Origin of the sequence: Specibacter cremeus (assembly GCF_003946885.1) — a bacterium.
In the GTDB taxonomy this organism is placed as follows: domain Bacteria; phylum Actinomycetota; class Actinomycetes; order Actinomycetales; family Micrococcaceae; genus Specibacter; species Specibacter cremeus.
In genome coordinates, this window is the sequence record NZ_RWKQ01000014.1 from 69,700 (window position 1) to 92,138 (window position 22,439).

Genomic DNA, 22,439 nt, shown 5'->3' on the forward strand with positions numbered 1-22,439 from the left:
GATGCGCAGAACGGTGGCCGAGCACCGCGCGGCCGTGCAGGCGACGCTGGCGGCCGCGTGGGCGGGGTTGGCGGACGACGCCGGCACCCGGGTACCGCTGCGCGAGGCGCTGGGCAGGGTGTTGGCGGCGGACCTGGCCGCCCCCATCGACCTGCCGCCCTTCGCGAATTCGCAGATGGACGGCTTTGCCATCAGGGCCGCGGACAGCAGGGCCGGCGGCCGAGCCGACGGCCGGCACGGAAGTCATCCGAAAACGGTTGATTCTGCAAAATCAACCCCTGGCATGGCGTTCACCGTCGCCGGCACCATCGCCGCCGGCACCGTCCCCCCAGCCCTGCAGCCCGGATTCGCCGCGCCGATCATGACCGGTGCCATGATGCCCGACGGCGCCGACGCCGTCGTCCCCGTCGAGGACGCCGTGCCCGCACGCTTCCCGGCCGCCGGCGACACCGTGCACCTGCCCCACGTCAAGCCGGGGACCTTCGTGCGCCACGCCGGCAGCGACCTGCGCCGGGGAGCCGTGGCCATTGCGGCCGGCACCCCCCTGAACGCCGCACACATCGGCCTGGCCTCGGCGCTCGGATTCGCCGCGCTGACCGTGCGCCGCCGCATCCGCGCCCTGCTCGTGACCACCGGCGACGAGGTGCTGCTACCCGGTGACCCCGCCGCGGCCAACGGCCTGCCCGCCGGCAAGATCTATGACTCGAACTCCGCGCTGCTGCGGGCCGCCCTGGTGCAGGCCGGCGTGGACGTGGTGCTCGCGCCCGTCGTGCCGGACCGGCCGGCGGCCCTGCTCGCCGCCCTGGACGAACTCCTCACCGCCCACCGGGACCCCGGCTTCGACCTGGTCGTGTCAACGGGCGGCATCAGCGCCGGCGCCTTCGAGGTCGTCAAACAGGCGCTGGGCGACTTCGACGTCGACTTCATCCCGGTGGCCCTCCAGCCGGGCGGGCCGCAGGCGCTGGGCACCTACCGCGGCGTGCCATTCCTCGGCTTCCCCGGCAACCCGGTCAGCGGGTTCGTATCGTTCGAACTGTTCCTGCGCCCGGCCCTGGCCGCGCTCACGGGCGCCCCGGCACCACGGCACGTCGTCTCGGCGGCACTGGCCGGGCCGTTGACATCGCCGGCCGGCAAGCACCAAGTGCGCCGCGGCGTCTACGAGGGTCCCGGCTACGAGTCCCGCGCGCTGGTGCGCGAGGTGGGCGGTCCGTCGTCGCACCTGGTCGGCGCGCTGGCCGCGGCCAACGCGCTCATCCACATCCCGCCCGGCGTGACGGCGCTGCCGACCGGGGCAAAGGTGGAAGTATGGTTGTTGTGAATTCCCCCGATGACGGTGCCGCGCTGACGCACCTGCGCGCGGACGGCAGCGCCCACATGGTCGACGTCTCCGCCAAGCCCGAGACCACCCGACAGGCCACGGCCACGGCCACCGTGCACAGCACCGCCGAGGTGCTGGCGCTGCTCGGCGCCGGCGGCCTGCCCAAGGGCGACGCCCTGGCCGTGGCCCGCGTGGCCGGCATCATGGCCGCCAAGAAAACGCCCGAACTCGTGCCGCTGTGCCACCCGCTGCCCCTGGCCAAGGTCACGGTCGACTTCGAGCTGGGCGCCGACACGGTCACGATCCTGGCCACGGTGAAGACGCGCGGGGTGACCGGCGTGGAGATGGAGGCGCTCACGGCCGCCAGCGTCGCGGCGTTGAGCGTGTACGACATGATCAAGGCGGTGGACAAGCACGCCGTCATCTCCGGCATCCGGGTGCTGGCCAAGAGCGGCGGCAAGAGCGGCGACTGGAGCGTGGACGCATGAGCGGCTGCGAACCGGGCACGGAACAGCGCACGGCAGGCGTCGTGATCGCCTCCACGCGGGCCGCCGCCGGGGCGTACGAGGACCGGACGGGTCCCGTCATCACCGACTGGCTCGTCGAGCACGGCTTCGACCCCTTTCCCGCCATGGTGGTGCCCGACGGGGAGCCGGTCGGCGCGGCGCTGCGGGCGCTGCTGACGCAACGGCCCGCCGTCGTGCTCACCAGCGGCGGCACCGGGCTGAGCCCCACGGACCGGACACCCGAGATGACGCTGCCGTTGCTGGACCGCCAGGTCCCCGGCATCATGGAGGCCATACGCGCCGCCGGGGCCGCCAAGACGCCGCTGGCCGTGCTCAGCCGCGGCCACGCCGGCACGGCGGGGCAGACGCTCATCGTGAACCTGCCCGGTTCGCCGGCCGGCGTCATGGACGGGCTGGCCGTGCTGGACCCGCTCATCGGACACCTGTGCGCGCAATTGGAGGGACATCATGACCACTGACTTTGACATCCTGTACGCGGAGCTCAGCGGGGAGCCGATCTCCGTCGACGCGGCCATCGCGGCGGTCGAATCCGACACGGCCGGCGCCGTCGTCAGTTTCAGCGGCGTGGTCCGCAACCACGACGGCGGCAAGGCCGTCACGCGGTTGGGTTACAGCGCGCACCCCAGTGCGCACGCCGTGATGAACGACGTCGTCGCCTCCCTGGTGGCCCGGGCGCGGGCCGGTGCCGGGGCGCCCGGCGCGGATGCCGGGCCGTCGGGGGAGGGGCATGTGCGGATCTGGGCGGCGCACCGGATCGGCCTGCTGGAGATCGGCGAGCCGGCACTGGTGTGCGCCGTGTCGGCCGCGCACCGGCAGCAGGCGTTCGAGGTGTGTGCGGCGCTCGTGGACCGGATCAAGGCCGAGGTGCCGATCTGGAAACAGCAGTTCTTCTCCGACGGCAGCGTCGAATGGGTCGGGGCGGGCGCCTGACACCCCTTAAGATTGGGGCATGAGCGAATTGTTGAAGGTGGCCGTGCTCGGCGCCCATGGTCGAATGGGTTCCGCCGCGGTCGCGGCCATCGAGGCGGCGCCGGACCTGGACCTCGTCGCCGCCCTGGGCCGCGGCGATTCGCTCGATGACATCGTGGCGGCCGGCGCGGACGTCGTCGTCGACCTGTCGGTGCCCGACGCCACCGAGACCAACGTGGGCTACGCCGTCGAGCACGGCATCCACGCCGTCGTGGGCACCACCGGCTGGGACGCGGAGCGGCTGGCCAACCTGGAGCTGCTGCTGGCCCAGCACCCGGGCACGGGCGTGCTGATCGCGCCGAACTTCGCGCTCGGGTCCGTGCTGGCCACCCGGTTCGCGGCGAAGGCCGCCAAGTACTTCGACTCCGTGGAGATCATCGAACTGCACCACCCGCGCAAGGTCGACGCGCCGTCGGGCACGGCCCTGCGGACCGCGCAGCTGGTCGCCGCCGCGCGCCGGGCGGCCGGCGTGCCGGCGGCCCCGGACGCGACCACGACGGCGCTCGAGGGGGCGCGGGGGGCCGCCGTCGACGGCGTGCCCGTGCACAGCGTCCGGCTGTCCGGGCTCGTCGCACACCAGGAGGTCCTGTTCGGCAGCGAGGGCGAACAGCTGACCATCCGGCACGATTCGTTCACCCGGGAATCGTTCATGCCCGGCGTGCTGCTGGGCGTGCGCACGGTCGCCGGCCGGCCCGGGCTGACCGTGGGCCTGGACGGGTACCTGGACCTGGAAGGCTAGCACTGACGTGAAGACGAAGATCTGGGTGGGCCTGATCTGCCTCCTGCTCGTGTTCTACATGGTCGTCATGTGGCAGCGTTCCGTTGTGCTCATGGCCGATCCGAACCCGGTCGCCAAGGCGCTGGGCGCCGCCTACCTGGTCATCCCGTTCGTGGTGGCCTGGGCGCTGGTCCGCGAGGTCACGTTCGGCGCCCGGACGGAGCGGATGGCCCGGATCCTCGACGCCGAGGGCGGGCTGCCCGTGGACGAGCTGCCCCGCACCCCGGGCGGGCGGATCGTGCGTGCCGCGGCCGACGCCGAATTCGAGAAATACAAGCTGGCGGCGGAGGCCGCGCCGGACGACTGGCGGTCCTGGTTCCGGCTCTCCTGCGCCTACGACGCCTCGGGCGACCGGACGCGGGCGCGCCGGGCCATGCGCGACGCCATCGCGCTGTTCCGCCGTGACGCGGTCCGCCCCGGCAAGCCGGCCCGGGGCTGAGGTTCCATGCCCCATTTCGCCCACAACCCGGACGACGGCGTCGAACTCGCCTACGACATCTTCGACGCCACCTCCGGGGACCCGGACGCCACACCCGTCCTGCTGGTCCATGGCAGCGGCCTGTCCAAGGCGATCTGGCGCGGCCTCGGCTATGTGAAGGTGCTGCGGGAGGGCCGCCGGGTCATCACGGTCGACCTGCGCGGGCACGGCCGCAGCGGCAAGCCCGCCACCCAGGACGCGTACACCGCGCCGACCATGGCCGCCGACATCCTGGCCGTGCTCGACGCGGCCGGCGCCGGCTCCGTGCATTACCTGGGCTACTCGCTCGGGGCCCGGCTTGGGTTCGGGCTGGCCGTCGACGCCCCGTGGCGGCTGCGCTCGTTCACATCCCTGGGAGGCACCTACAAGATCGCCCCCGGCAGCATCGGCCGGCTGTTCTTCACCGGGTACGACGACGCCCTCGGCGCCGGCGGCATGCCCGCCTTCGTCGAGGGGTGGGAGCGGCAGTCCGGCCACCGGCTGGACCCGGCCACGCGCGCCGCGTTCCTGGCCAACGATGCGCCCGCGTTGCGGGCCTACTTCCGGGCGACTGAGGCGGACCCGGCCGTGCCCGAGCCGGAGATTGCCGCCATCGCCGTGCCGACGCTGCTCATGGCCGGCACGGCGGACCGCGCCCGCTGGGCGGATTCGCGCCACGCCGCGGAACTGATCCCGGGTTCCCGGTTCGTTGGGCTGCCGGGCCGCGACCACGGCACGACGCTGTTTCCGCCCGGCCCGGTCCTGGCCGAGGTGCTGCCGTTCCTGGCCGGGGCCTGACCCCGAAAACCGGCGCCCTCAGTCGTCCGCGGCGGTGTCGAACACACCGCCGAAGTCGAAGGCGTCAAGCACGGCGGGCAGCAGCGCCGCCGACGCCCGCTCGTAGCCCATGCTGGACGGATGGAATCCGTCGATGGCGAACATCACCGCCGGATTGTCCCAGAACGGCTGGTGGAGCAGCTTGCCGAGGCTGACGGGACGTGCCCCGGCCGCGACGGCGGCACGGTGCTGGGCCTCGGCCAGGCGGCGCGACAGCTGCCCGCCGACCTCCCGCAACGGCACGGGCAGCGGCCGGACCGTGTCGAAGTCCGGGCAGGTGCCCACCACCACCTCGCAATGGGATGCCCGCAGCCGCTGCAGCACGCCCTGAAGGGTCCGTGCCGACGCGGCGACGGGCACGCGTTGGATGATGTCGTTGCCGCCCACCACCACGACGGCGATGTCCGCCGCGTAGTCCAGCGGCAGCGTGTCGAGCTGTCCGGGAACATGGGTCGTCTCCGCGCCGACCACGGCGACGGTCCGCAGTTCCACGGCACGATTCGTGTGTTGGGACAGGCCCCGGGCCAGGAGCGCCCCCACGGTCTCGGACGCCGTCGCCGCGCCCAGGCTGGCCGCCAACGAATCGCCCACCATCAGCAACCGGATGGGGTCGCCGCGCTCCGGGTTGTACACGCCGTCGGCGTCCGGGGCCACATCGCCCAGCGGCGCGCCTATTGCCCGGGCCGCGACCCGGCCCTCGGCGACGAACAGGGCAGCGGCGCCGCCCACGATGGCCACGACGCCTCCAGCGGCCACGCCGGCTACGACGGCGGCGCGGCGCAGTGCCGAACGCTCCATGAACCGTAGTATAGGCCCGGCATGCTCGCTGGGGGATGCCCCGCGTTGAACGAATGCGTGCCCGAGCAGGTAACGTTCTACCTATGCCTGAGTCGCTCCTTCCCGCCCGTACGTTCGGCACCCTGGTCCCGGCCATGGTCACCCCCTTCACCGCCGACGGTGAGGTCGACTACGACCAGGCGGCAAAGCTGGCCGACAAGCTGGTCGCCGACGGATGCGACGGACTCGTCGTCACGGGCACCACGGGGGAGACGTCCACCCTGACCGACGAGGAGAACCTCGGCATGTTCCGGGCCGTCCTCGACGCGGTGGGCGGCCGGGCCAAGGTCATCGCCGGCACCGGCACGAACGACACCCGCCACTCCGTCAACCTGTCCCGGCGTGCCCAGGAGCTCGGCGTCGACGGGCTGCTGCTCGTCACGCCCTACTACAACAAGCCCAGCCAGGCCGGCATCCACGCACACTTCACCGCCATCGCCGATGCCACCGAGCTGCCCATCATGCTCTACGACATCCCCGGCCGCGCCGGCGTGCCGATCGAGACCGAGACCATCATCCGGCTCGCCGACCATCCGCGCATCCTGGCGCTCAAGGACGCCAAGGCCGACTTCGGCGCCACCACGCGCGTGCTGGCGAACACCGACCTCGACGTGTACTCGGGCGACGACGGGCTGACGCTGCCGCTGATGGCCGCCGGCGCCGTCGGCCTGGTCAGCGTCACCGCCCACGTCGCCACGAAGGCGTTCCGGGCACTCGTCGACGCGGCCGCGGCCGGCGACTTCGCCACGGCCCGGCGCATCCACTTCGAGCTGGATCCGGTGATCCGCGCCGTCATGACGCGCGTCCAGGGCGCCGTGGCGGCCAAACAAGTTCTCAAGTGGCAGGGAATCCTGTCCAACTCGGTGGTCCGGCTTCCCCTCGTGGAACCCGAGGAAGCCGAGATCGCCATCATCAAAGCTGACCTTGCGGAAGCTGGAATGGAATTGTAAACATGACCCAAATGACCGAACCCGGACTGCGCACCCCACCGAAACTGCCCAAGGGCACCCTGCGGATCGTGCCTCTCGGCGGCATCGGTGAAATCGGCCGCAACATGACCGTGTTCGAAATCGACGGCAAACTGCTCATCGTCGACTGCGGCGTGCTGTTCCCGGAAGAGGACCAGCCCGGCGTCGACCTGATCCTGCCGGACTTCTCCTACCTCAGGGACCGGCTGGATGACGTCGTCGGCGTCGTGCTCACGCACGGGCACGAGGACCACATCGGCGCCGTGCCGTACCTGCTGCGCCTCAAGCAGGACATCCCGCTGATCGGCTCCCAGCTGACCCTGGCCCTGGTCGAGGCGAAACTGGCCGAACACCGCATCAAGCCGTGGTCGCTCACCGTCAAGGAGGGCCAGGTCGAGCGGTTCGGGCCGTTCGAATGCGAATTCGTCGCCGTCAACCACTCCATCCCGGACGCGCTGGCCGTGTTCCTGCGCACCGACGGCGGCACCGTGCTGCACACCGGCGACTTCAAGATGGACCAGCTGCCCCTGGACGGGCGCATCACCGACCTGCGCCACTTTGCGCGCCTGGCCGATGAAGGCGTCGACCTGTTCATGGCTGACTCCACCAACGCCGACGTGCCTGGCTTCACCACGGCCGAGGCGGAGATCGGCCCCACCCTGGACAGGCTGTTCGCCCAGGCCGAGAAACGCATCATCGTGGCCAGCTTCTCGTCGCACGTGCACCGGGTCCAGCAGGTCCTCAACGCCGCCGCGGCACACAAGCGCAAGGTCGCGTTCGTGGGGCGCTCCATGGTCCGCAACATGCAGATCGCCGCGAAGCTGGGCTACCTCGACGTGCCGCAGGGTGTCCTGGTCGACCTGAAGAACGTGGAAAACCTGCCCGACCAAAAGGTCGTGCTCATGTCCACCGGTTCGCAGGGCGAGCCCATGGCGGCGCTGTCCCGGATGGCCAACGGCGACCACAAGATCCAGGTCGGCGTCGGCGACACCGTCATCCTGGCCTCCTCGCTCATCCCGGGCAACGAGAACGCCGTGTTCCGCGTCATCAACGGCCTGCTCAAGCTTGGCGCCGACGTCGTCCACAAGGGCACCGCCAAGGTGCACGTCTCGGGCCACGCGGCCGCCGGCGAACTGCTGTACTGCTACAACATCCTCACCCCGCGCAACGCCATGCCGGTGCATGGTGAAACACGCCACCTGATCGCCAACGGCAAGATCGCCCAGGCGTCCGGCGTCCCCGCGGCGAACGTGCTGCTCACCGACGACGGCTCCGTCGTCGACCTGGCCAAGGGCGTGGCCCGCATCGTCGGCAAGGTCGAATGCGGTTTCGTCTACGTGGACGGCTCCAGCATCGGCGAAATCACCGACGACGACCTCAAGGACCGCCGCATCCTCGGTGATGAGGGCTTCATCTCCATCATCACGGTCGTCAACAAGGACACCGGCAAGATCCTCTCCGGTCCCGAGATCCACGCCCGCGGCGTCGCCGAGGACGACTCGGTGTTCGACGACATCAAGCCCAGGATCGCCAAGGCCCTCGAGGACACCGTCACCTCCAGCAAGGAGCACACGACGCACCAGCTGCAGCAGGTGGTGCGCCGCACGGTCGGCACCTGGGTCAACCGCAAGCTCCGCCGCCGCCCCATGATCATCCCGGTGGTCCTCGAGGCGTAGCCTTCACCGTCGGTGATTGAGCCTGTCGAAATCCCGGTCTCGCTCCCCAGCCGCTCCCCAGCCTCGCAAGCTCGGCAGGGGACCCTCGCGGCCGTGGGCCCAGGCTCGACCACCGCGAAATCCCGGGGTTTGCGGTGCCTCCCGGCTAAGCTGGGGGCATGGCGACACGAACTTCCCCGTCTCGTGGGTCGGCCGGCCGAACGAAGGGCGGCGGCTCCGGCACGCCCGGGACCGGCAAGGCGACGACCCGCGGGAAACAACCCGAACCCGAGCCGCTCATCTGGCCCCTGCGCATGCTGGCGGCCGCGTGGCAGGGGCTCGGGCATCTGGTGGGCGGCGGCGTGCGCCGCATGGGGGCCGACGTCAGCGCCCTGCCCACCGAGGACCGGCGTGACGGCAGCGGGCTGATGTTCCTGCTCCTGGCCGTCCTGATCGCCACGTTTGAATGGTGGGGGCTGGCCGGGCCGGCCGCCGACGCCGTGCACGGGGTCTTCCAGGGCACGTTCGGCTGGGTCGCCGTGCTGCTGCCGCCCATGCTGCTCATCTTCGCCGTCCGCGTCTTCCGCCAACCCGCGAACGTGCGCGGCAACAACCGTGTCGCCATCGGGTTCGCCCTGCTCACGGTCGCCGCCTGCGCGTTGGCGCAGGTCGCGGCCGGACTGCCCACCATGGACCGCGGCTTCGACGGCGTCCGCCACGCCGGCGGCATGGTCGGCCTGCTCGCCGGCGGCCTGGTCGCGGCAGCCAGCCCCTGGCTGGCCGTCCTGGTCTACGCGTTGCTGGCGTTCCTGAGCCTGCTGGTGCTCACCGCCACGCCGGTGCGGCACATCCCCGACCGGCTGCGCGCCCTCTACGCCAACCTGGTCGGCGCCGGCCCGCACCCCGAAGCGCCCGCCGACGGGCACGACCAAAGCTACCTCTACGACCGGGACGACACGGCCCTGGCGAATGCAACACCGGCGAAGCCGCGGAAGGGCCGCGGCCGGCTCGGCCGGAAGAAGGACGCCGGGGCCGTTGAGCCCGACGTCGACGAGTACGGCATCGACCTGCCCTTCGACAACGCGCTCGTCGAGCACGCCGGCGATGCCGGGCATGGCTCGGACGACGCCGGTGCGCGCCGGCCGGCCGCGCCGTCGCTGCCGCCGGGCGTGCGCCGCCCGACGCGCGACGAACTGGCCGCCGACAAGATCAAGGCCGCGCAGGGCCTGCCCACCTCGACCGGCGCGCAGGGAGGCTATGCGGGGGCGGTGACGGAGGCCATCGCCGTCGTCGATCCCGCCGCCACACAGGCCATGCCGGCACCGCGGGACCTGCCGCCCATCCCGCAACGAACCGAGCAGCTCCAACTGGCCGGCGACGTGGCGTACACGCTGCCGTCGTCGGAGTTCCTGCCCGCCGGGCCGCCGTCGAAGGACGCCACCGAGGCCAACGACTCCGTCGTCGCCGCGCTGACCGACACGCTGACCCAGTTCAACGTCGACGCGACCGTCACCGGCTTCAGCCGCGGGCCGACCGTCACCCGGTATGAGATCGAGCTCTCGCCCGGCACGAAGGTCGAGCGGGTGACGGCGCTGAGCAAGAACATCTCCTACGCGGTCGCCTCCTCCGACGTGCGCATCCTCTCGCCCATCCCCGGCAAGAGCGCCATCGGCATCGAGATCCCCAACGCGGACAAGGAGATCGTGGCCCTGGGCGACGTGCTCCGCTCCGCGAACGCCCGGCGCACCGACCACCCCATGGTCATGGGCGTCGGCAAGGACGTCGAGGGCGGGTTCGTCGTCGCCAACCTGGCCAAGATGCCGCACCTGCTCGTGGCCGGCGCCACCGGCGCGGGCAAGTCGTCGTTCGTGAACTCCATGATCACCTCCATCCTGATGCGCGCCACGCCGGACGAGGTGCGCATGGTCATGGTTGACCCGAAGCGCGTGGAACTGACCGCGTACGAGGGCGTGCCGCACCTGATCACGCCCATCATCACGAACCCGAAGAAGGCGGCGGAGGCGCTGCAGTGGGTGGTCCGTGAGATGGACACCCGGTACGACGACCTGGCGAACTTCGGCTTCAAGCACGTCGACGAGTTCAACAAGGCGGTGCGCGCCGGCAAGGTCCATCCGCCGGTCGACTCGAAGCGCGTCATCAAGCCCTACCCGTACCTGCTGGTGATCGTGGACGAGCTCGCCGACCTGATGATGGTCGCCCCGCGCGACGTCGAGGACTCGATCGTGCGCATCACCCAGCTGGCCCGCGCGGCCGGCATCCACCTGGTGCTGGCCACCCAGCGCCCGTCCGTGGACGTGGTGACCGGCCTGATCAAGGCCAACGTGCCCTCCCGCATGGCGTTCGCCACATCCTCCGTCACGGACTCGCGCGTGGTGCTCGACCAGCCCGGCGCCGAGAAGCTGCTCGGCCAGGGCGATGCGCTGTTCTTGCCCATGGGCAAGTCCAAGCCGATGCGCGTCCAGGGGGCCTGGGTCACCGAGGCCGAGATCCACCAGGTCGTCGAGCATGTCAAGGGCCAGTTGCAGGTCACCTACCGTGACGACGTGGCCGCGGAGGCGCCGAAGAAGCAGATCGACGACGACATCGGCGACGACCTCGACCTGCTGCTGCAGGCCACCGAGCTGGTGGTCACGACCCAGTTCGGTTCCACGTCGATGCTCCAGCGCAAGCTGCGCGTCGGCTTCGCCAAGGCCGGCCGGCTCATGGACCTGCTCGAATCGCGTGGCGTCGTCGGCCCGTCCGAGGGGTCCAAGGCCCGCGACGTGCTGGTCAAGCCGGACGACCTCGCCGCCACGCTGGCCGCCATCCGCGGCGACGGGTCGTCCGACGGCGGCGCGGCGGGCGGCGACCCGCTGGCGGCGGCGCTGGCGGAGAACGCGAACGCCAACCACGGCTACGGCGCCGACGATCACGGCACCGACCTTGTTACTGACCTCGTCGCCGACGACCTCGGGAATCGCCCGCAGGCCGTGGACTATTTCGATGGCGCGGACGGTTCCGATGACGACGGCGACGGCGAGGACGCCTGGAGCCTGACCGGGCGCTGACGCGCCGTGCCCGGACCCGCTAGCCTTGCATAGTGAGTGAAGCCGCCCCCACCCAGCCGTCCTTGTGGAACCTGCCGAATGCGCTGACCATGCTGCGCATCGTCATGGTGCCGTTCTTCATCTGGTTCTTCGTCGTGGACGGCGGCGCCCACGGATGGTGGCGGTGGGCCGCGGTCCTGGTGTTCCTGGCCGCCATCTACACGGACAAGCTCGACGGCGACATCGCCCGGGCGCGCGGGCTCATCACCAGCTTCGGCAAGATCGCCGACCCCATCGCCGACAAGCTGCTCATCGGCTCGGCGCTGGTCCTGCTCTCGGCGGTCGGCGAGCTGTGGTGGTGGGTCACCATCGTCATCATGGTGCGGGAGATCGGCATCACGGTGCTGCGCTTCGTCGTCATCCGCTACGGGGTCATGGCCGCCTCCAGGGGCGGCAAGCTCAAGACGGTCCTGCAGACGGCCGCCATCATCCTGTACCTGCTGCCATGGACGCCGGCCGTGACGTGGCTGGCCGTTGTGGCCGGCATCGTGATGGCCGCCGCCTTCGCCGTCACGGTCATCACCGGCGTCGACTACGTCATCGCCGCCGGGCGGCTGCGCGCCGCCGGCCGGGCCGGGGAACAGGGCCGACCGTGAGCGCCGCGCAGACCGACCTTGCCGCCGTCGTGCGCGATGCCGCGGCGGCCGGGCTGTCCGTGGCCACGGCCGAGTCGCTGACCGGCGGCCAGCTGGCCGCGACCCTGGTCGACGTGCCCGGCGCCTCGGGCATGCTGCAGGGCGGGGTCATCGCGTACCAGAACGCCGTCAAGGAACGGGTCCTCGGCGTGGACGCCGCACGGCTGGCCACCAATGGCGCCGTTGACGCCACCGTCGCCTGCCAGATGGCCCAGGGCGCGTGCCGCGTCGCCGGCGCCCGGGTGGGACTGTCGACCACCGGCGTCGCCGGGCCGGAACCGCACCAGGGCAAGGCGGTGGGGGATGTGTTCATCGGCGTCGCGTTCGACGGGGCCGTGCAGGCCTACGAGTACCACTTCACCGGGGACCGGGCCGCCATCCGCAGCCAGGCCGTCGACGAGGCCCTCGCATTGCTGGCCCAGGTGGTCGCCGCTGCCCGGGAACAAAATTTGTGACCCGATAGTTACTCATAGTGAACGCAGCGCCGCCGGATCCGCCTATCATGGGGAAGACCAGAATGTGTGGGCCAGCGCGGGCGCGGCCCGTCGGCACCCGCCGACGGGAACCAACCGGCGAGTCGATTCAGCAATTGATACCCAATAGTCGAGCACAAGGAGTAAGGCGATACCGATGGTGAAGCAGCCCGTAACCGTAAACGGCGTGGTCCGCTGGCGGGATGTGGGTTTGGCACATGAGACGAAGCACGAGCAGAAGGAGCACAAGATGGTGGTATTGCGCCATGAGATTGGGGATGTTCTGCGTGACGTGCGCCAGCGCCAGGGTCGTACCCTTCGCGAGGTCTCCCACAATGCACGCGTCTCCCTGGGGTATTTGAGCGAAGTCGAACGCGGCCAGAAGGAAGCCTCCTCGGAGCTGCTCTCCTCGATCTGCTCGGCCCTCGATGTTCCGTTGTCGCACATGCTCCGCGAGGTCAGCGACCGGGTGGCCCTCGCCGAGGGCGTGACCATCCCCGACACCGTTCCGCAGGAGCTTTCCGACGAACTTGGCAAGGACCTCATGTCCAACGCCTTCTAGCAGTCCAGCAGCGCCGATCGAGCCTTCCAACAGCGCTGATCGGGCTTTCCAACAGCGCTGATCGGGCTTTCCAACAGCGCTGATCGGGCTTTCCAACAGCGCTGATCGAGCTTGTCGAGATCCATATTTCCGGGTTTCGACAGGCTCGACCGCCGTTAACCGGGCTGGCGTCGCGGGCGGGAGAAGTCGTCCGCATAGTCGTCATTGAGCTTGGCGATCAGCGACGCCAACGTGCCCACGTCGGCGTCGTCCCAATGCGCCAGCATGTTCCGGAACGCCTCACGCCGACCCAGGTGGATGGCCTCCATGCGGTCCCGGCCGGTCGTGGTCAACTCGATGAGCTGGGCCCGCCCGTCGGCGGGATCGTCCTGTTTCCGGACGAGCCCGATGGACACCAGGAACGCCACCTGCCGGCTCACCGACGGCTTTCCGACCCCGATGCTTGCCGCCAACTCCGTCAGCCGCACGCCGCCCTGGCTGCGCAGGACCGTCATCAGCCCGTAGGCCGCGGGCTCCAGTTCGGGATGAATGCTGCGGGCCAGCGCATAGTTGATGGCCCTCGCACGACGCCACAACAGGCTCAGCTCGATCTCCAGATTCTCGACGGCGTCCGGAGCGTCCGGGGACGGGGAGGGGCGGCTCATGCCTCCATTCTAGGATGCCGCGCACGGGCCCGGCCGTGAGAGACTGGAACCGTGCGGGTAAGTGACTTCTGGCGGTTGATGGACGACGAGTTCGGGTCCGGGTACGCCCATGTCCTGGCCCGTGAACTCGTGCTGCGCGGCGTCGGAGGACACACGGCCGAGGCGGCCCTGCGCGCCGGCTACGATCCCCGCGAGGTCTGGCTCGAGGTTTGCGAGGTCCAGGACGTGCCGCAATCGCGACGACTCGGCCGGGACGTGGCCCCCAGGGGTTAGGCCGCAAGGTGTCGGGACAAGCGGCGGCATGCGATGACGGACACGCCGAACAAAGATTCGAATTTTTCTGGCGCCGGCCGTAAAATAGGGGCAGAACCGTTCGTTGCAGGGAGTTCTCCGCGGGCCACTTCTCCACAGGGCCGCGGCGGCCGGCAGACTTTGTCGGTGGCACGAACTACCGTTTCAAGTGACGGAAAAGACAGGTGGCGGGGTCCCGCACACTGCCACAGACCAAGGAAAGACAAGAGGTGAATCATGGCCGCATCGTCAGACCGTGAAAAGGCGCTCGAAGCCGCATTGGCCCAGATCGACAAGCAATTCGGCAAGGGCTCGATCATGCGCCTCGGGGACGACGTCCGCGCGCCCATCGAAACCATCCCGACCGGATCCATCGCGTTGGACGTCGCGCTGGGCATCGGCGGCCTGCCGCGCGGGCGCATCGTGGAGATCTACGGCCCGGAATCCTCGGGCAAAACCACGGTGGCGTTGCACGCCGTGGCCAACGCGCAGAAGAACGGCGGCATCGCCGCGTTCATCGACGCCGAACACGCCCTCGACCCCGAGTACGCGGCCAAGCTGGGTGTGGATGTCGACTCGCTGCTCGTGTCGCAGCCGGACACCGGTGAGCAGGCGCTGGAGATCATGGACATGCTCGTCGGCTCCGGCTCGATCGACATAGTCGTGATCGACTCGGTTGCGGCCCTCGTGCCCAGGGCCGAGATCGAGGGCGAAATGGGCGACAGCCACGTCGGCCTGCAGGCCCGGCTGATGAGCCAGGCGCTGCGCAAGATCACCGGCCGCTTGAGCCAGACGAAGACGACCGCCATCTTCATCAACCAGTTGCGTGAAAAGATCGGCGTGTTCTTCGGCAGCCCGGAAACCACCACCGGGGGCAAGGCGCTGAAGTTCTACGCCTCGGTCCGCATCGACGTGCGCCGCATCCAGACGCTGAAGGAAGGCTCCGACGCGGTCGGCAACCGCACCAAGGCGAAGATCGTGAAGAACAAGATGGCCCCGCCGTTCAAGGTCGCCGAATTCGACATCATCTACGGCCAGGGCATCTCCCGCGAGGGCGGCATCATCGACATGGGTGTTGAGCACGGCATCATCCGCAAGTCCGGCTCCTGGTTCACCTACGACGGCGACCAGCTGGGGCAGGGCATGGAGAACTCCCGCCGGTTCCTGCGCGACAACCCGGAGCTGGCCGACGAGCTGGAGCGCCAGATCAAGCAGAAGCTCGGCGTCGGCGTGCAGGCCCCGCCGGCCCAGGAGGACGCGCCGAAGCTCAAGGCCGTCGACGGCTTCTAGCCGTCTTCTCGAGGCACGGTGGCCGTGGAGCACGACGACGCGCACACCCCGTCGGGCGACCCGTCCAAGGACTGGGGCGCCCGGTGGGGTGCGGGTACCGGTGTGTTCGGATCGGATGAGGGCGTCCCGGACGACGACGGCGGCCCCGATCCGGATGCCGAACCCGATACCGACACTGAAACCGGCGCCATCGCCGGCCGGCGGCGTCCCGGCGTGCCCGGCCGGCCGCAGGACCGTGAACCGGACCGCGACGCCGACCCGTACGCCGTGGCCCGCGCCATCGTCCTGCGCCAGCTGACCGCGGCGCCCCGGAGCCGCAATCAGCTGGCCGACAAGCTGGCCCAGCGCCTGGTCCCGGCCGGGGTCGCCGGGGCCGTCCTCGACCGGTTTGAGGAAATCGGCCTCGTCAACGATGCCGAATTCGCCGACCTCTGGGTGCGCAGCCGGCAGCAAAACCGCAAGCTGGCCCGTGGCGCGCTGCGGCGCGAGCTGGCGCAGAAGGGCATCGACCCGGAACTGATCGAGCAGGCGCTGGCCCAGGTCGACGACGACGACGAGCATGAGGCGGCCGAGCAATTGGTGCGCCGCAAGATCACCGGCTCGATCAACCTCGACGACCGGGCCGAACGCGACAAGTACACGCGCCGCTGGGTCGCCATGCTCGCCCGGAAGGGCTACAACCCGTCCGCCGCGTACGCGGTCGTGTCGCGCGTGATCGACCAATCCCGCAATTCGCCGCCGTGACCCGCTAGGCTGGTCGCCGTATGAGACTGCCTCGGAACCGCATCACCCGTTCGTTGGCCACCATCACGGTCGCCGGCCTGCTTGGCGTGGCCGGACTGGCCGGCCACGCCGGGACCATCGCGCGGGCGGACGACGGCCCGCCCAGCGGCTATCCGACCTGGCAGGACGTGCAGAACGCCAAGGCCAGCCAGGCCGCCACGGCCGCCGAGGTCACCAGGATCAACGGCCTGCTGACCTCCCTCGGCGACCAATCCGACAAGCTCGGCTCGGCCGCCGTCGAGGCCGGCGCGGCCTACGCCGTCGCCAGGAACCAGCTCGACGCCGCCACCGCCCGGGTGGAGGTCCTGGCCGCCCAGGCGGACCGGGCGCAGCAGCAGGTCGCCAGGTACAAGAAGGAAGCCGGCGCCATCGCCGCCCAGAGCTACAAGACCGGCGGGTCGAACCTGGGCCTGTTCGCTGCCCTGGACGCCCTGGCCGGCCCCGGCACCCTGCAGGGCCTGGACGTCATCAAGGTCGTCGGCGACAATGCCGGGCTCAAGTACGGCAAGGCCGCGGCGTCCGCGTCCGTGGCGAAGTCGCTCGGCGACGCGCAGAAGGCGGCCGAGACCGAGCGCGCCGCCCTGGCCGCGACGGCCCAACAAACCCTCGACGCCGCCGTCGCGGCCCGAAACGCCGTCACCGCCCAACTGGCGGAAAAAAAGAAACAGGGCACACTGCTGGTTGCCCAGCTCGCATCGCTGAAGAACACGACGGCGGCCGTCGAGCAGAAATACCAGGACGGCCAGGACGCGCTGGCCGCCTACCAGGCCGCCCAGGAAGCCAAGCGCCGGGCCGCCGAGGCGGCGGCAGCCGCCGCCCAACAGGCCGCCCAACAACAGGCCGCCGGGCAGGCGGCGCCGCAACCCGGCTCGCCCGCGGCTCCGGCCCCGGATCCCGGCAGCGGGTACATCCCCGTCGAGGTCCTGCTGCCGAACATCCCCGGCAGCGGCGTCAACGACCCCGCCGGCGCCCAGTCGTACGCGTCCGCCACACTCGCCTCGTTCGGGTGGGGACAGGACCAGATGCAGTGCCTGGTGCAACTGTGGAACCAGGAATCGAGCTGGCTGACCAACGCCACCAACCCCACCAGCGGCGCCTACGGCATCGCCCAGGCGTTGCCGCCGGGCAAGTACGAATCCTCCGGATCCGACTGGCTGACGAACTACCGCACGCAGATCAACTGGGGCCTCGGCTACATCCGCGACAGGTACGGCAACCCGTGCGGCGCCTGGTCCCACGAGGTGTCCAACAACTGGTACTGACCCCATCGCCTAAACTTGACGGGTGAGCTTGAGTATTGACGGCGTAGAGACATCCGCCACCGCCGACGCGACGCACGCGGCGCGCACCTACGAGGTCCGCACGTTCGGCTGCCAGATGAACGTCCACGATTCCGAACGGATGGCGGGCCTGCTTGAATCCGCCGGACTCGTACCCCTTGGCGCCGGCGGCGCGAAGGCGAGTGCCGACGTAGTCGTCTTCAACACCTGCGCGGTGCGTGAGAACGCGGACAACAAACTCTACGGCAACTTGGGCATGCTGGCCCCCGTCAAGGAGGCGAACCCCGGCATGCAGATCGCCGTCGGCGGCTGCCTGGCGCAAAAGGACCGCGACACGATCCTGGCGAAGGCGCCCTGGGTGGACGTGGTGTTCGGGACGCACAACGTCGGCTCGCTGCCGGTGCTGCTCGAACGGGCCCGGCACAACAGCGAAGCGCAGCTGGAGATCCTCGAGTCGCTCGAGGTGTTCCCGTCCACGCTGCCCGCCAAGCGCGACTCCGTGTACTCCGGCTGGGTCAGCATTTCCGTGGGCTGCAACAACACCTGCACGTTCTGCATCGTGCCGTCGCTGCGCGGCAAGGAACGAGACCGCCGGCCCGGTGACATCCTGGCCGAGATCCAGGCGCTGGTGGACGACGGCGCCATCGAGGTCACACTGCTGGGCCAGAACGTGAACTCGTACGGCGTCGAATTCGGAGACCGGCTGGCGTTCGGCAAGCTGCTGCGCGCGTGCGGGGAGATCGCGGGCCTGGAACGGGTGCGCTTCACCAGCCCGCACCCGGCGGCGTTCACCGACGACGTCATCGACGCCATGGCCGAAACGCCCAACATCATGCCGCAGCTGCACATGCCGCTGCAGTCCGGCTCCGACAAGGTACTCAAGGACATGCGCCGCTCCTACCGGTCCACCAAGTTCCTGGGCATCCTGGACAAGGTGCGCGCCAAGATGCCGCATGCCGCGATCTCCACCGACATCATCGTCGGCTTCCCGGGCGAGACCGAGGAGGACTTCCAGGCCACGCTCGACGTGGTGGAAAAGTCGCGCTTCGCCACGGCGTTCACGTTCCAGTACTCCAAGCGTCCCGGCACGCCGGCCGCCGACCTGCCCGGCCAGCTGCCCAAGGCCGTCGTCCAGGAACGCTTCGAACGGCTCACCGCGCTGCAGGACCGGATCGCCGCCGAGGAGAACGCGAAACAGCTGGGGCACCGCGTCGAGGTCATGGTCACGGCCGCGTCCGGGCGCAAGGCCGCCGAGACGCACCGCCTCTCCGGGCGGGCCCGGGACCAGCGCCTGGTGCACTTCAGCGTCCCCGCGGGCGCCCCGGCGCCCCGCCCGGGCGACCTGGTCACCGTCACCATCACGGAGGCCGCCGCGTTCCACCTCGTCGCGGACCCGGCCACACCCGCCGACTACGAGTTGCGCCGCTCGCGCGCCGGCGACGCCTGGGACCGGGCCCAGGCGGACTCGTGCGGCGTGCCGGCACCCGTCGGCGCCGGTGGCGGGTCCACCGCCGTGCGGCCGGCCGTCAGCCTCGGCATGCCGTCGCTGCCGGTGCGCACGGCGTAACGTGGCGGCTCGACGCCCGCCCGTCGTCGCCGTCGTCGGCCCCACCGGTTCGGGCAAGTCCGAGCTGGCGCTGGCGCTGGCCGAACGGTTCGACGGGGAGGCCGTGAACGCCGACTCCATGCAGTTCTACCGCGGCATGGACATCGGCACGGCCAAGTTGACGGTGGCCGAGCGGCGCGGCATCCCGCACCACCTGATGGACATCCTGACGGTGCGCGAGGAGGCCACGGTCGCCGGGTTCCAGGCGATGGCCCGGGCGGCGATCGCCGGCATCCAAGCCCGCGGCAGGATGCCCATCCTGGTCGGCGGGTCCGGGCTGTATGTGCGCGCCGCGCTCGACGTGCTCGAGTTTCCCGGCACCGACCCGGACGTGCGTGCCCGGCTGGAGGCGGAGCTGGACCGCGACGGGCTGCCCGTGCTGGCGCGGCGGCTGGCCGGCGCGGACCCGGTGTCCGCGGCGCGCCTCCACGATGCCAAGCGCGTGGTCCGGGCGCTGGAGGTGTTCGAGCTGACGGGCCGGCCCTTCAGCTCGTTTATGCCGGAACGCGAATATGTCCAGCCGGCGCTGCAGATCGGCCTGGACGGGGACCGGGCGGACCTGCACGTCCGTCTGGCCGGGCGCGTGCACCGCATGGTGGACGCCGGCCTGCTCGACGAGGTGGCCCGGTTGGTCCCGGAGGGCCTGCGCGAGGGGCGCACCGCCCAGCGCGCGCTCGGGTACCGGCAGTTCCTGCGCGTGTACGACGGCGAGAGCACGCTCGAGCAGGCGGCCGATGAAACGATCGTGGCCACCCGGCAGTTCGCCCGCCGCCAATTGACGTGGTTCCGTGCCGACCCGCGCGTGCACTGGCTCGACTGGGCGGACGACGACCTGGCCGGCGCGGCGGCGGCGCTGGTGTCCGGTGCCGTAGGGTTGAACGCATGACGCAACCGCCTGCCGGCCCGCACCTCGCCGCACTGTCCGGGCTGCCCTTCGCCAAGGGGCATGGCACGGGCAACGACTTCGTGCTCGTGGCCGACGCCGACGGCATCATCGAGCTGTCCGCCGGCCAGGTCGCCGCCCTGTGCGACCGGCACGCCGGCATCGGTGCGGACGGATTGATCCGGGCCGTGCCGTCCCGGTGCCTGGCCGAGGGACGGGACCTGCTCGCCGAACGGCCGGACGCCGAATGGTTCATGGACTACCGCAACGCGGACGGCTCGGTCTCGGAGATGTGCGGCAACGGCGTGCGCGTGTTCGTGCACTTCCTCATCGACCAGGGCCTGGCCGACCTTGCCGAGGGCGCGGAACTGGCCATCGGGACGCGCGCCGGCGTGAAGGTCGTGGCCCGCACGGCCCACGGCTACCGTGTCGACATGGGCCCGTGGACGTTCATCCATGCGGCCGACGCCGACGCGCGCGGCACCGACTCGCTGGTCCGCGGCGGTGGACTCGAGGTGCCGCGCCCGGCGCTATCCATCAGCATGGGCAACCCGCACACGGTCGTGGCGTTGGCCGACCACGCGAAACTGGAGTCCCTGCAGCTGCACACGGCCCCCGAGGTGGAGCCCGTCCCGGCCAACGGCACCAACGTCGAGTTCGTCGTCCCGGCCGAGCCACTCGTCCACGACGGCGTGGGCCGGTTGGCCATGCGCGTGCACGAACGCGGCGTGGGGGAGACCCAATCGTGCGGCACGGGCGCGTGCGCCGCCGCCGCGGCCATCAGGTTCTGGGCCGGCGGTGCCGCCGACACGTGGCGCGTCGAGGTGCCCGGCGGCGTCGTCGGCGTGCGCTTCCTTGCCGGGAACGACGGCGAGCACGTCGAGCTGAGCGGCCCGGCCGTGATCGTGGCCCGCGGGGTCCTGGCGTAGCCGGTCGCTACCCCGATGCCCGCCAACCGCTCGTCTGGCTTGGCGGGTGGGAACCGGCTGGCAACGCCCGGCGGTAGGCGCGCGTGGCCAGGGCGTCGGGCACCACGTGGTTGTAGGCCGCGGCGAAGGCCTCCGTCACGTCAGGCGTGGGCTGGCCGACGTTCCAGAACACGGCCAGGCGGCCGCCAGTCCGCAGCACCTGCGCCGCCTTGGCCGCTCCCGCAACCGGGTCAATCCAGTGCCAGGTCTGCCCGGCGATCACCGCGTCGAACGCCCGGCCGGCGGGATCCCAGGCTTCGAACGCCGCCACCTTGGTCTCAAGTCCGCGTCGGCGCGCGAATCCGTGGTCAGGTAGCAGTCGGACCGTTCTGCGCAGGGTAGGGAGTCGCTGGTGCGCATGTTGCGCAGCTGCGCAGGATGGCGCGGAAACCTTGCGCAGGACGGTGGTCCTTTGGGCGCATATTGTGACGGCGCCACGCGGACCCTTGCCCCGTGCGCATCACCGCAGGAACATGAGGCATGGGGGCCACGAAGGCGGATGGGGCGCGTCCATGAGTCAGTCTGGGAATTGTTGGCATTACAGCATCGGCTTGGCCGTCGCCTGGACGATCGTCCTCACGCTCGCGCGGACGATCCGCGGTCCGGCCGGTGTGCAGCCGCACTTGCCGACCTTCGGGGGCTTCTGCATCGGCTGGGTGTCGACCACGATTGCGCGCTTCGTCTATCCTCCGCCAAGGCGCTGGACGTCACCGGAGCGCCAGGCCTGAGGCGAGGTGTCGACCGTCGTTGAATCTCGCCGGCATTGCCGGCCGGGGCGCGCTACCGGGCCCGGTGCACGCGCAGCACGCGGAACGTCTTGTGCGTCGCCTCCCGGGTCACCGTGAACGCCAGCTCCGGGAACCGTGCGGGCAGCTCGGCCGCCAGCCAGCGCTGCAGCGAGTCGGAACCCAGGTTCTTCTGCACCACCAGGTGGGCGTCGCCGCCCTCGGCAAGGCGGGGCAGCCACGCGAGCAGCAGTGAGTGGAGCTCATCCTTGCCGACCCGGATGGGCGGGTTGGACCAGATGGTGCTGAAGCGCACCCCGGCGTCCACGGAGTCCGGTGTGCCGGCGACGACGTTCGTGAGTCCCAGTCGGGACGCGTTGTCGCGGGTCAGCGCGATGCTTCGATCATTGACGTCGACGGCGTACACGGTCGCCTCCGGTGAGCGCAACGCCATCGTCAGCGCGATCGGCCCCCAGCCGCAGCCGATGTCGAGCAGGTTGCCCGTGGCTGACGGGGCCGGAGCCTCGGCCAGCAGCACGGCGGTGCCCTTGTCCACGCCGTCGGGGCTGAAGATGCCGCCGGCGGTCACCACGGTGAGCGGACGATCCGCCAGCACCACGTTGACCTCCCGGCGTTTTTCCGGAGTTGACGGCTGTGAACTGAAGTAATGATCGCTTCCCATGGTCCTGCCAGAGTAGTTGGCGCGCCCCCGAATTGGTAACTCGGTGCCCGGCCGGATGCGGCGTTTATCCACAAGCGAACGCGGGTGTGCGTCAGGAATGTAGGTGATGGTTTTTAGGGTCAGTATGGCGCTAGTCTGGTTATTAGTTTCACGGTCAGACAAGG

General features: G+C 70.5%; 25 protein-coding genes. 21 read left to right on the forward strand and 4 right to left on the reverse strand.

Going from position 1 to position 22,439, the window contains the following annotated elements:
• Position 1 precedes the first annotated feature (1 nt).
• From EJC77_RS07330 to EJC77_RS07360, 7 genes are read left to right on the forward strand one after another with little or no spacing between them, the layout of a single operon-like run.
• Complete coding sequence (locus tag EJC77_RS07330; protein WP_125611135.1) at positions 2-1,318, forward strand: molybdopterin molybdotransferase MoeA; 1,317 nt, start codon at positions 2-4, stop codon at positions 1,316-1,318.
• The gene (gene moaC, locus EJC77_RS07335) at positions 1,306-1,806 is read left to right on the forward strand and encodes a cyclic pyranopterin monophosphate synthase MoaC (RefSeq protein ID WP_125611137.1); all 501 of its coding nucleotides are present in this window, start codon (positions 1,306-1,308) and stop codon (positions 1,804-1,806) included. The genes EJC77_RS07330 and moaC overlap by 13 nt, the downstream gene beginning before the upstream one ends.
• Positions 1,803-2,303, forward strand: a complete 501-nt coding sequence (locus EJC77_RS07340; protein WP_125611139.1) for a MogA/MoaB family molybdenum cofactor biosynthesis protein — start codon at positions 1,803-1,805, stop codon at positions 2,301-2,303. Before moaC ends, EJC77_RS07340 begins: the two co-directional genes overlap by 4 nt.
• Entirely contained in the window at positions 2,293-2,775 is a 483-nt protein-coding gene (locus EJC77_RS07345) for a molybdenum cofactor biosynthesis protein MoaE (protein ID WP_125611141.1), read from the forward strand. Before EJC77_RS07340 ends, EJC77_RS07345 begins: the two co-directional genes overlap by 11 nt.
• Positions 2,776-2,794: 19 nt before the next feature.
• A complete protein-coding gene (gene dapB, locus EJC77_RS07350) occupies positions 2,795-3,553 on the forward strand; it encodes a 4-hydroxy-tetrahydrodipicolinate reductase (RefSeq protein WP_125611143.1) in 759 nt (252 codons plus the stop codon).
• Between the two features lie 58 nt (positions 3,554-3,611).
• A complete protein-coding gene (locus tag EJC77_RS07355) occupies positions 3,612-4,031 on the forward strand; it encodes a hypothetical protein (protein WP_240629903.1) in 420 nt (139 codons plus the stop codon).
• A gap of 6 nt (positions 4,032-4,037) precedes the next feature.
• Positions 4,038-4,847 carry an alpha/beta fold hydrolase gene (locus tag EJC77_RS07360; protein WP_125611147.1) on the forward strand — a complete coding sequence of 270 codons (810 nt, stop codon included), beginning with the start codon at positions 4,038-4,040 and terminating at the stop codon, positions 4,845-4,847.
• Positions 4,848-4,865: 18 nt separating this feature from the next.
• Here EJC77_RS07360 and EJC77_RS07365 read toward each other — a convergent pair whose 3' ends face one another.
• Positions 4,866-5,684, reverse strand: a complete 819-nt coding sequence (locus EJC77_RS07365) for an SGNH/GDSL hydrolase family protein (RefSeq protein WP_125611149.1) — start codon at positions 5,682-5,684, stop codon at positions 4,866-4,868.
• A gap of 83 nt (positions 5,685-5,767) precedes the next feature.
• Here EJC77_RS07365 and dapA point away from each other — a divergent pair, with 83 nt between their 5' ends.
• The 6 genes from dapA (at position 5,768) to EJC77_RS07395 (ending at position 13,123) form a co-directional block, all read left to right on the forward strand.
• The gene (gene dapA / locus EJC77_RS07370; protein ID WP_125611151.1) at positions 5,768-6,673 is read left to right on the forward strand and encodes a 4-hydroxy-tetrahydrodipicolinate synthase; all 906 of its coding nucleotides are present in this window, start codon (positions 5,768-5,770) and stop codon (positions 6,671-6,673) included.
• A gap of 2 nt (positions 6,674-6,675) precedes the next feature.
• A complete protein-coding gene (locus EJC77_RS07375) occupies positions 6,676-8,367 on the forward strand; it encodes a ribonuclease J (RefSeq protein ID WP_125611153.1) in 1,692 nt (563 codons plus the stop codon).
• A 158-nt stretch (positions 8,368-8,525) separates the two neighbouring features.
• Positions 8,526-11,414: an FtsK/SpoIIIE family DNA translocase gene (locus EJC77_RS07380; protein WP_125611155.1), complete on the forward strand. Its 2,889-nt coding sequence runs from the start codon at positions 8,526-8,528 to the stop codon at positions 11,412-11,414.
• Positions 11,415-11,446: 32 nt separating this feature from the next.
• Positions 11,447-12,049 (forward strand): CDP-diacylglycerol--glycerol-3-phosphate 3-phosphatidyltransferase, encoded by a 603-nt coding sequence (gene pgsA, locus EJC77_RS07385; RefSeq protein ID WP_276309051.1) that lies wholly within the window; start codon positions 11,447-11,449, stop codon positions 12,047-12,049.
• A complete protein-coding gene (locus EJC77_RS07390; RefSeq protein ID WP_125611158.1) occupies positions 12,046-12,543 on the forward strand; it encodes a CinA family protein in 498 nt (165 codons plus the stop codon). Before pgsA ends, EJC77_RS07390 begins: the two co-directional genes overlap by 4 nt.
• Positions 12,544-12,718: 175 nt before the next feature.
• Positions 12,719-13,123 (forward strand): helix-turn-helix domain-containing protein, encoded by a 405-nt coding sequence (locus EJC77_RS07395; RefSeq protein WP_125611160.1) that lies wholly within the window; start codon positions 12,719-12,721, stop codon positions 13,121-13,123.
• A gap of 155 nt (positions 13,124-13,278) precedes the next feature.
• On the opposite strand, the gene EJC77_RS07400 is transcribed toward EJC77_RS07395, so the two are convergent.
• Complete coding sequence (locus tag EJC77_RS07400; protein ID WP_125611162.1) at positions 13,279-13,767, reverse strand: MarR family winged helix-turn-helix transcriptional regulator; 489 nt, start codon at positions 13,765-13,767, stop codon at positions 13,279-13,281.
• A gap of 51 nt (positions 13,768-13,818) precedes the next feature.
• Here EJC77_RS07400 and EJC77_RS07405 point away from each other — a divergent pair, with 51 nt between their 5' ends.
• The 7 genes from EJC77_RS07405 to dapF all read left to right on the forward strand — a co-directional run bounded on the left by EJC77_RS07405 (position 13,819) and on the right by dapF (position 20,829).
• Positions 13,819-14,040, forward strand: a complete 222-nt coding sequence (locus EJC77_RS07405; RefSeq protein ID WP_125611164.1) for a DUF3046 domain-containing protein — start codon at positions 13,819-13,821, stop codon at positions 14,038-14,040.
• Positions 14,041-14,295: 255 nt separating this feature from the next.
• Positions 14,296-15,348, forward strand: coding sequence for a recombinase RecA (recA, locus tag EJC77_RS07410; RefSeq protein ID WP_125611166.1), 1,053 nt, complete (start codon positions 14,296-14,298; stop codon positions 15,346-15,348).
• Between the two features lie 24 nt (positions 15,349-15,372).
• Positions 15,373-16,092 (forward strand): regulatory protein RecX, encoded by a 720-nt coding sequence (locus tag EJC77_RS07415; protein WP_338069467.1) that lies wholly within the window; start codon positions 15,373-15,375, stop codon positions 16,090-16,092.
• A 20-nt stretch (positions 16,093-16,112) separates the two neighbouring features.
• A complete protein-coding gene (locus EJC77_RS07420) occupies positions 16,113-17,393 on the forward strand; it encodes an aggregation-promoting factor C-terminal-like domain-containing protein (RefSeq protein WP_240629893.1) in 1,281 nt (426 codons plus the stop codon).
• A gap of 28 nt (positions 17,394-17,421) precedes the next feature.
• Complete coding sequence (gene miaB / locus EJC77_RS07425; protein WP_420820304.1) at positions 17,422-18,978, forward strand: tRNA (N6-isopentenyl adenosine(37)-C2)-methylthiotransferase MiaB; 1,557 nt, start codon at positions 17,422-17,424, stop codon at positions 18,976-18,978.
• Position 18,979: 1 nt separating this feature from the next.
• Positions 18,980-19,903 carry a tRNA (adenosine(37)-N6)-dimethylallyltransferase MiaA gene (miaA, locus tag EJC77_RS07430; protein WP_125611170.1) on the forward strand — a complete coding sequence of 308 codons (924 nt, stop codon included), beginning with the start codon at positions 18,980-18,982 and terminating at the stop codon, positions 19,901-19,903.
• Complete coding sequence (gene dapF / locus EJC77_RS07435) at positions 19,900-20,829, forward strand: diaminopimelate epimerase (RefSeq protein ID WP_125611172.1); 930 nt, start codon at positions 19,900-19,902, stop codon at positions 20,827-20,829. The genes miaA and dapF overlap by 4 nt, the downstream gene beginning before the upstream one ends.
• A gap of 7 nt (positions 20,830-20,836) precedes the next feature.
• Here dapF and EJC77_RS07440 read toward each other — a convergent pair whose 3' ends face one another.
• Positions 20,837-21,139: a class I SAM-dependent methyltransferase gene (locus tag EJC77_RS07440; RefSeq protein ID WP_205786966.1), complete on the reverse strand. Its 303-nt coding sequence runs from the start codon at positions 21,137-21,139 to the stop codon at positions 20,837-20,839.
• Between the two features lie 280 nt (positions 21,140-21,419).
• Between EJC77_RS07440 and EJC77_RS20645 the strand changes: the two genes are divergently transcribed.
• A complete protein-coding gene (locus tag EJC77_RS20645; protein ID WP_240629896.1) occupies positions 21,420-21,596 on the forward strand; it encodes a hypothetical protein in 177 nt (58 codons plus the stop codon).
• 52 nt (positions 21,597-21,648) lie between these two features.
• Here EJC77_RS20645 and EJC77_RS07450 read toward each other — a convergent pair whose 3' ends face one another.
• Entirely contained in the window at positions 21,649-22,275 is a 627-nt protein-coding gene (locus tag EJC77_RS07450) for a class I SAM-dependent methyltransferase (RefSeq protein WP_125611176.1), read from the reverse strand.
• Positions 22,276-22,439 lie beyond the last annotated feature (164 nt).

Coding starts and splice junctions, on each gene's coding strand:
- EJC77_RS07330 (WP_125611135.1), top strand. CDS start 2: ATGCGCAGAACGGTGGCCGAGCACCGCGCGGCCGTGCAGGCGACGCTG.
- moaC (WP_125611137.1), top strand. CDS start 1,306: ATGGTTGTTGTGAATTCCCCCGATGACGGTGCCGCGCTGACGCACCTG.
- EJC77_RS07340 (WP_125611139.1), top strand. CDS start 1,803: ATGAGCGGCTGCGAACCGGGCACGGAACAGCGCACGGCAGGCGTCGTG.
- EJC77_RS07345 (WP_125611141.1), top strand. CDS start 2,293: ATGACCACTGACTTTGACATCCTGTACGCGGAGCTCAGCGGGGAGCCG.
- dapB (WP_125611143.1), top strand. CDS start 2,795: ATGAGCGAATTGTTGAAGGTGGCCGTGCTCGGCGCCCATGGTCGAATG.
- EJC77_RS07355 (WP_240629903.1), top strand. CDS start 3,612: ATGGTCGTCATGTGGCAGCGTTCCGTTGTGCTCATGGCCGATCCGAAC.
- EJC77_RS07360 (WP_125611147.1), top strand. CDS start 4,038: ATGCCCCATTTCGCCCACAACCCGGACGACGGCGTCGAACTCGCCTAC.
- EJC77_RS07365 (WP_125611149.1), bottom strand. CDS start 5,684: ATGGAGCGTTCGGCACTGCGCCGCGCCGCCGTCGTAGCCGGCGTGGCC.
- dapA (WP_125611151.1), top strand. CDS start 5,768: ATGCCTGAGTCGCTCCTTCCCGCCCGTACGTTCGGCACCCTGGTCCCG.
- EJC77_RS07375 (WP_125611153.1), top strand. CDS start 6,676: ATGACCCAAATGACCGAACCCGGACTGCGCACCCCACCGAAACTGCCC.
- EJC77_RS07380 (WP_125611155.1), top strand. CDS start 8,526: ATGGCGACACGAACTTCCCCGTCTCGTGGGTCGGCCGGCCGAACGAAG.
- EJC77_RS07395 (WP_125611160.1), top strand. CDS start 12,719: ATGGTGAAGCAGCCCGTAACCGTAAACGGCGTGGTCCGCTGGCGGGAT.
- EJC77_RS07400 (WP_125611162.1), bottom strand. CDS start 13,767: ATGAGCCGCCCCTCCCCGTCCCCGGACGCTCCGGACGCCGTCGAGAAT.
- recA (WP_125611166.1), top strand. CDS start 14,296: ATGGCCGCATCGTCAGACCGTGAAAAGGCGCTCGAAGCCGCATTGGCC.
- EJC77_RS07420 (WP_240629893.1), top strand. CDS start 16,113: ATGAGACTGCCTCGGAACCGCATCACCCGTTCGTTGGCCACCATCACG.
- dapF (WP_125611172.1), top strand. CDS start 19,900: ATGACGCAACCGCCTGCCGGCCCGCACCTCGCCGCACTGTCCGGGCTG.
- EJC77_RS07450 (WP_125611176.1), bottom strand. CDS start 22,275: ATGGGAAGCGATCATTACTTCAGTTCACAGCCGTCAACTCCGGAAAAA.